Origin of the sequence: Chitinophaga sp. (assembly GCF_036569125.1) — a bacterium.
Classification (GTDB): domain Bacteria; phylum Bacteroidota; class Bacteroidia; order Chitinophagales; family Chitinophagaceae; genus Chitinophaga.
This window is the reverse complement of record NZ_DATCRF010000456.1, coordinates 1-6,849: the sequence shown is the minus strand read 5'-3', so window position 1 is coordinate 6,849 and position 6,849 is coordinate 1. Positions and strand designations below refer to the sequence as shown.

5 protein-coding genes are annotated in these 6,849 nt (G+C 49.5%); 4 read left to right on the top strand and 1 reads right to left on the bottom strand.

The window, feature by feature from the left end; all coding sequences use genetic code 11:
- From VIM87_RS17120 to VIM87_RS17105, 4 genes are all read left to right on the top strand, one after another.
- Nucleotides 1-1,991, top strand: a 1,991-nt coding sequence (locus VIM87_RS17120; RefSeq protein WP_331998176.1) for an ABC transporter permease, incomplete at its 5' end; no start/stop codon positions are given.
- Between the two features lie 103 nt (nucleotides 1,992-2,094).
- Entirely contained in the window at nucleotides 2,095-3,276 is a 1,182-nt protein-coding gene (locus VIM87_RS17115; protein ID WP_331998175.1) for a CapA family protein, read from the top strand.
- A 70-nt stretch (nucleotides 3,277-3,346) separates the two neighbouring features.
- Nucleotides 3,347-3,745, top strand: a complete 399-nt coding sequence (locus VIM87_RS17110; protein WP_331998174.1) for a hypothetical protein — start codon at nucleotides 3,347-3,349, stop codon at nucleotides 3,743-3,745.
- A 102-nt stretch (nucleotides 3,746-3,847) separates the two neighbouring features.
- Complete coding sequence (locus VIM87_RS17105; RefSeq protein ID WP_331998173.1) at nucleotides 3,848-5,557, top strand: GMC family oxidoreductase; 1,710 nt, start codon at nucleotides 3,848-3,850, stop codon at nucleotides 5,555-5,557.
- A 73-nt stretch (nucleotides 5,558-5,630) separates the two neighbouring features.
- On the opposite strand, the gene VIM87_RS17100 is transcribed toward VIM87_RS17105, so the two are convergent.
- Nucleotides 5,631-6,575 (bottom strand): S41 family peptidase, encoded by a 945-nt coding sequence (locus VIM87_RS17100; protein WP_331998172.1) that lies wholly within the window; start codon nucleotides 6,573-6,575, stop codon nucleotides 5,631-5,633.
- Between the last annotated feature and the right edge of the window lie 274 nt (nucleotides 6,576-6,849).

Genomic DNA, 6,849 nt, shown 5'->3' with positions numbered 1-6,849 from the left:
GTATGCTGCAGGGCACGCGCAACGGGTTGAAGGATCCCACCTCCATTTTACTATCCCGGTCGCTGGCGCAAAAGTTATTTGGGAAAGATGATCCTGTGGGAAAGCTGGTAAAGATCACCAACATCCTTTCCCTGAAGGTAGCCGGCATTTATGCAGATATGCCTGAAAATAGCTCCTGGAGCGGTATGATGTTCTTTGCACCCTGGGATAAATATGTAAGCACCTGGGATTGGGTAAAGAACCTGAAAGACGACTGGGGCAGCAATATTACAGATACCTATGTGCAGATAGCAGACCATGCGGATATGGATAAAGTATCTGCAAAGATCAGCGGTGTAATGACGCGCAAACATCCTGAAAAGAATATAAAAACAAACCTGTTCCTGCATCCCATGCGCAAGTGGCACCTGTACTCCAACTTTGTGGATGGCGTAAATAAGGGCGGCCTTATCACCTTTGTATGGCTGTTTGGGATCATAGGCACATTTGTATTGCTGCTGGCCTGCATCAACTTCATGAATTTAAGCACTGCACGTTCCGAAAAACGCGCTAAGGAAGTAGGCATCCGCAAGGCCATTGGCTCACTGCGCACGCAGCTGGTAAGCCAGTTCTATAGCGAATCCGTGCTGATGTCGTTGTTTGCATTTGTGCTGGCCATTATTCTCGTGATCACCATGCTGCCCTGGTTCAATACCGTGGCAGATAAGCACATCGTTTTCCCCTGGACCAACGCCTGGTGCTGGATAGCAGGCATCGGCTTTTCATTGCTCACCGGTTTTATTGCAGGCAGCTACCCCGCCATTTACCTCTCGTCTTTTCAGCCGGTAAAAGTATTAAAAGGCACTTTCCGTGCAGGCCGTTTTGCATCCCTGCCCCGCAAAGTATTGGTAGTAGTGCAGTTCACGGTATCGGTGCTGCTCATTACCGGCACTGTGATCGTATACCGGCAGATCCAGTATGCCAAGAACCGCCCCGTGGGTTACGACCGGCAGGGCCTCATCTCCATCCGCGAAACCACACCCGAAGTATATAAGAATTACGACATTATCCGCCGCACCTTGCTGGAAAATAATGTTATTACAGAGATGGCGGAATCGCAATGCCCCATTACCGATATATGGGCCGGCGCCGGCGGCTTTGAGTGGGCAGGTAAGGATCCATCCTTCGAAGCTGGTTTTGCCAACATTCCTGTGCGGCACGAGTTTGGCAAAGTGGTTAACTGGAAGTTCAAAGAAGGGCGCGATTTTTCCAAAGCATTTGCATCAGATTCCATGGCGCTGATCCTGAATGAAGCTGCAGTGAAATACATGGATCTTAAAACCGATCCCGTGGGCATGACCATACACTGGAACGATAAGGATTACCATGTAATAGGCGTTACGGAAGATATGATCATGACCTCCCCCTACCGCGCTGTACCACCCAGTATTTTCGGCATTTTGCATGAAGGCGGTAACGTCATCAACATCCGGTTGAACCCGCGTATGAATATGAACGAAGCGCTGAAAAAGCTGGAAGCTGTTTTTAAACAATACAATTCCTCCGCACCTTTTGAGTATACATTTGTTGACCAGGAATATGCAAAGAAGTTCGGCGCTGAAGAACGCATTGCAACACTCTCCACCGTATTTGCTGCACTGGCTATTATTATCAGCTGCCTGGGCCTGTTTGGATTAGCCTCCTTTATTGCAGAACAACGCACCAAGGAAATTGGCATCCGCAAAGTGCTGGGCGCTTCCATCTTCAATCTATGGCGCATGCTCTCCAAAGATTTTGCGCTGCTGGTAGTATTATCCTGCTGCATTGCTACTCCCATTGCCTGGTATTTCCTGCATCAATGGCTGCAGCAATATGAATACCGCACAAATATTTCGTGGATAATTTTTTTAGCCGTAGGGGCGGGAGCGTTATTCATTGCACTATCAACCGTTAGTTATCAGGCAATTAAAACAGCATTGGCAAACCCGGTGAAAAGTTTACGGGCAGAATAAACATATTGTGAATAACTATTACGGGCACACTCCGGATAAATAGTAGATATTTTTCATATATTTGCAATCATAACCCCTGAAAATATTACTATTTATCCGCTCTATGCCCGAAGAAAAGTTGGTTGTTAAGAATTTCCGGTTATTCACATTTAACGTAATTGGCCTGGTAACCATTCCCTGTCTTTTTGCAGGTAACCCGGGCGCCGGATTAGTATACCGCAAAGCCTTTCCGGCAAAGGATTCCGTGATCCTCCCGCAGCCGGGAACAGATACTATCAGCATCTCCATTGTGGGGGATATGATGGTAGGTTCCAGCTATCCTTCTCCCCTTTACCTCCCTGCAGCAGGCGAAGGAAATATCCTGCAGCATGCCATTCCCTTATTACAGCAAACAGACCTGCGCATCGGTAATCTTGAAAGCGCAGTATCCGACAGCGCAGCCGTATATAAACAATGCGGATTAACGCAGTGCTTTGCATTCCGCACACCGCTTAAATATGCAAAGTGGTATAAGGAAGCCGGCTTTGAATATCTTAACTTATCTAACAACCATTCTTATGATTTTGGAGATAAAGGTGTGCAGCATACGCTTGCTTTTTTACGTAACAACAACATACGCACCAGTGGCGTTACCCAGCACCCCTTTGATACACTAACGGCACGGAATACACGCTTTGGATTTGTTTCCTTTGCCCCGCACAGCAACTGCCTTAACATGAACAACGATTCACTGGTACAGGCTTACGTAACACAGGTAAGGCCCCTGTGCGATGTGCTCATTGTATTCTTTCATGGCGGTGCAGAAGGCACTACGCGTACGCATACCCCAAAACGGCGCGAGATCTTCTACGGCCAGGACCGCGGCAATGTAACCCACTTTGCACGTATGTGTGTGGATGCCGGCGCTGATATGGTAATAGGCTCCGGCCCGCATGTGGTACGGGGTATGGAAATGTATAAGCAAAAGCTGATCGCCTACAGCCTGGGTAACTTTGCCACCTATCACCTGTTTAACCTGAAACCGCCCTACAACGTAGCGCCCCTGCTGCAGGTAAAGATCACCGGTAAAGGTGAGCTCGTAGATCATAAGGTATTTTCGTTCTTGCAGCAGGGCGAAGGCGTGCCCATGCCCGACAGCAGCATGCAGGCCTATAAGATGATCCAAAGCTTATCCGCACAGGATTTTGGATTTAACAAGGTGAATGCAGGCATGCACGACAGCACCCTCAACATATCTGCAGTAGGTTTAAACCGCAGCAGGTATTGTTCAACTTTTCAACCCTAAACTTAACATCGCTGCTTAGGAATTTCTTGCTATTTTTAGTGATCTGTTAACCAAATTAAACCATGGTCCCATGAGAAAAACCCTCATTTTCACCTGCCTGGCAGTATTGTTCTTTGCTCAGGCCTTTGCAGTAACACCCGTATTTAAAGCGCCCGCGAATGCAACTGCCAGCAACAAGGTAGCAGCCACGTATAACGTGCGTATTGCACTGGTGCGTACCGATGGCTCACCCGTAACCGGCAGCATTGGCTTACGCGGCTTCTGGGCCCGTAACGAGGCTACCGGCGCTTATTACGATCCTACTGACCGTGAAGGTTATGAGTTTGAAGGATTGCCCGCCGGCACCTACACCTTTGGCGCTTACCCCGGCAACTGGGAAGGTGCAGTGCCCCAAACCGTTACGCTCAGCAGCGGCCAGGCAGGCCCCGATGGCTTCATTACCGTAACATTGGTGTATTGGGTAGAGTAACCTGCCTGTATTGTACAATGCATTTTGTAGCCGGTCCCTGCAGGGCCGGCTTTCTTTTTACCCCATAAAATATTACATTGGGTAACAAGTACGCCACGTCATATGATCAACATTAATTCCACCGGTAAAGCAAAAAACACTTTTGACGCAATAGTAATAGGCTCCGGCATCAGCGGCGGATGGGCCGCCAAAGAGCTGTGCGATCATGGCCTGCAAACCCTGGTGCTGGAAAGGGGCCGTAATGTAGAGCACAATAAAGACTACCCCACCGCTACCAAAGCGCCCTGGGAGTTCACTCACCGCGGGCAGATGACCAAACAGTTCCTGCAGGAGAACCCGCTCATCAGCAAGGCTGCAGGTTTTGGAGAAGATACCGCGCACTTTTTCATTAAAGATAAAGACCACCCCTACATCCAGGAAAAACCGTTCGACTGGATCCGGGGTTACCAGGTAGGCGGCAAATCACTCACCTGGGGCCGTGCCTGCCAGCGCTGGAGCCAGTATGAATTTACCGCCCCGCAGCGTTACGGCTACGGCATTGGCTGGCCCATTGGGTATGATGATGTAGCACCCTGGTACACGCATGTGGAGGAGTTTATTGGCGTATGCGGCACCCGCGATGGTATTGCAGCCATGCCCGACGGTTCCTTTCTGCCGCCGTTTGACTTTAACTGCGCCGAAGCACAGGTACAGCAAAGCATTCAGCAGCATTACCCCGACAGGCACCTTGTACACGCCCGCTGGGCGCATATTACGCAGCCCAAACCCATTCACCTGGAACAGGGCCGCGTAAAATGCCAGGCGCGTAATTTGTGCATGCGGGGATGCCCCTTTGGCGGATACTTTAGCTCCGTATCTTCTACTCTGCCCTGGGCAAAAAGAACAGGTAATTTAACTATACGCCCTTTCTCGGTAGTACATTCCATTATTTACGATGAGCAAAAACAAAAAGCTATAGGCGTACGCGTTATAGACGCCAATACCCATGCCGCTACCGATTATTTTGCGCAGATCATTTTCGTGAATGCATCGGCGCTGAACAGTACCCTGATCCTGCTCAACTCCACCTCCGGCCGCTTTCCCAACGGCCTGGGGAACGATAATGGACTGCTGGGCCATTACGTAGCCTTTCATAACTACCGCGCCTCTGTAAATGGTACGCTGGATGGCCTGGAGGACCGCTACTTTTACGGCCGCAATCCCACAGAGCCCATTATAGCCAACTACCGCAACCTGGAAAAGCAGGATACTGACTATGTAGGCGGCTTCACCACCTTCATGGGCGCCTACCGGCAGCGGCTGGATGATTCGCGCACCACGGAAACCATTGGCGCCGCTTACAAAGAGGCCCTTACAGAACCCGGCGGCTGGCATGTGTACATGTACATGCAGGGCGAAACCATTCCCAAAGCCAGTAATCATGTACGCTTAAGCAAAGACCAGAAAGACCAGTGGGGCATTCCGCTGCTGGTAATGAATGTGGGTTATGATGATAACGATGAAAAGATGATCAAGGACTTCCTGACCCAAAGCGCCGCCATGCTGGAAAAGGCCGGCTGTAAGAACATTCAGCAATACGATAACCACCAGGCGCCCGGCCTGGATATTCATGAAATGGGCGGCTGCCGCATGGGCAGCGATCCTAAAACCTCTTTACTCAATGAATGGAACCAGCTGCACCACTGCAAAAATGTATTTGTAACAGATGGCGCCTGCATGGCCAGCACCGGCAATCAAAGCCCTTCTTTGCTGTACATGGCGCTTACTGCAAGGGCAGTGGATCATGCGGTGAAGGAATTAAAACGAGGGTAAGTGTGGCACACTTACTACTTCATTTCCCCGAAATACCTCCCCCCGCACCAGGCCATGGACCATGGACCATCGACTATTGACCATGGACCATCTGCTGCGGCAGGCAGCAGGTATCCGGCTGCACGCCTTTCTGCTCCCAGGTTGTAGTGGTACCGGGCAATGTAGGCGAAGCAGTGGAAACAGATACATACAGCTGCTCATTTACCGGGAACCATTCGTTCATATTGGCGCCGCCGGCAGAGGGCTGTCCTACAATAGTGGCCCGCTTGTGTGATTGCAGGCAAAAGGCCAGCGCTTCTGCGGCAGATGCAGTTCTGTTATTGATCATTACAAATACAGGCGCAGTATATTTTTCCTGCGTAAGCCAGGAAACGGTTTTTATATTTTCGGTAGCGCCATTGCGGCGCTTCATTTGCAGCAGCGGTGTATTGTTCTTCAGAAAAAAGCTTTCTATTACCGGGCCTATATCACTGCCGCCTCCCCCATTTCCCTGCAGGTCAATAATAAGCGCGCGGGTGTGTGCAACAAATTGCATGGCGGCATATAATACCGGCAAGCTTTTATGGGAAATATTGATCTCCGATAATTTAATATAGCCAATGTTATTATCCAGGATCCGCACTTGGCTGAAGCCGTAATTATTTTCACGGGCAGCAGGGCCATAATGGAAATCATCTTCTGTTTCCTGTGTAATGGTATCCGGCGGCGCCAGCAACGTTTTTACCGTAGCAGGATCGTTGCGTACATACAGGTGGCCATCGTGGCTAATATTGCGCAGCAGCTGTGTGGCCAGGGAATCAAAACCTTTCCAGGTAGTGGTATTATTGAAATTGCCCTGCTGATGAGCGGCTTTGAATGCAGCAGCTATCTGCGCGCCTTTGGCTTCGTGCACGTAGCTACGGTGAATGATGGCGGCAATAGTATCAACCGCAGCAGCGATCTCTCTCTTGGAAAGCTGCGCATGCGTGCTGAGCGCAGTAGTTAAGCATGTAATAAACAGTATCCCCCATTTTTTCATAACAGTAAGTTTATGGGGCAAAGATGGGGGAATGCAGGGGGAAGAAATAGAATGAAATTTGCCTCCCGGAAACCCGGGAAGTAAAAAAGCAAAAAGTAAAAAGTAAAAATAAAATGCCGTGGAGCTGGGCTGGCTCATATTCGAAGCATTTAATTTTTACTTTTTACTTTTTTACTTTTAACTTCTTACTTCGCCAGCTCCTCAAACTCCTCTGCCGACAGCTCAATCTCCGCAGCTTTCATATTCTCTTCCAGGTGCCCGATGGATTTAGTAC

Excerpts from the sequence above, each read along its gene's own strand:
- VIM87_RS17115 (WP_331998175.1), top strand. The coding sequence starts at position 2,095 with ATGCCCGAAGAAAAGTTGGTTGTTAAGAATTTCCGGTTATTCACATTT.
- VIM87_RS17110 (WP_331998174.1), top strand. The coding sequence starts at position 3,347 with ATGAGAAAAACCCTCATTTTCACCTGCCTGGCAGTATTGTTCTTTGCT.
- VIM87_RS17105 (WP_331998173.1), top strand. The coding sequence starts at position 3,848 with ATGATCAACATTAATTCCACCGGTAAAGCAAAAAACACTTTTGACGCA.
- VIM87_RS17100 (WP_331998172.1), bottom strand. The coding sequence starts at position 6,575 with ATGAAAAAATGGGGGATACTGTTTATTACATGCTTAACTACTGCGCTC.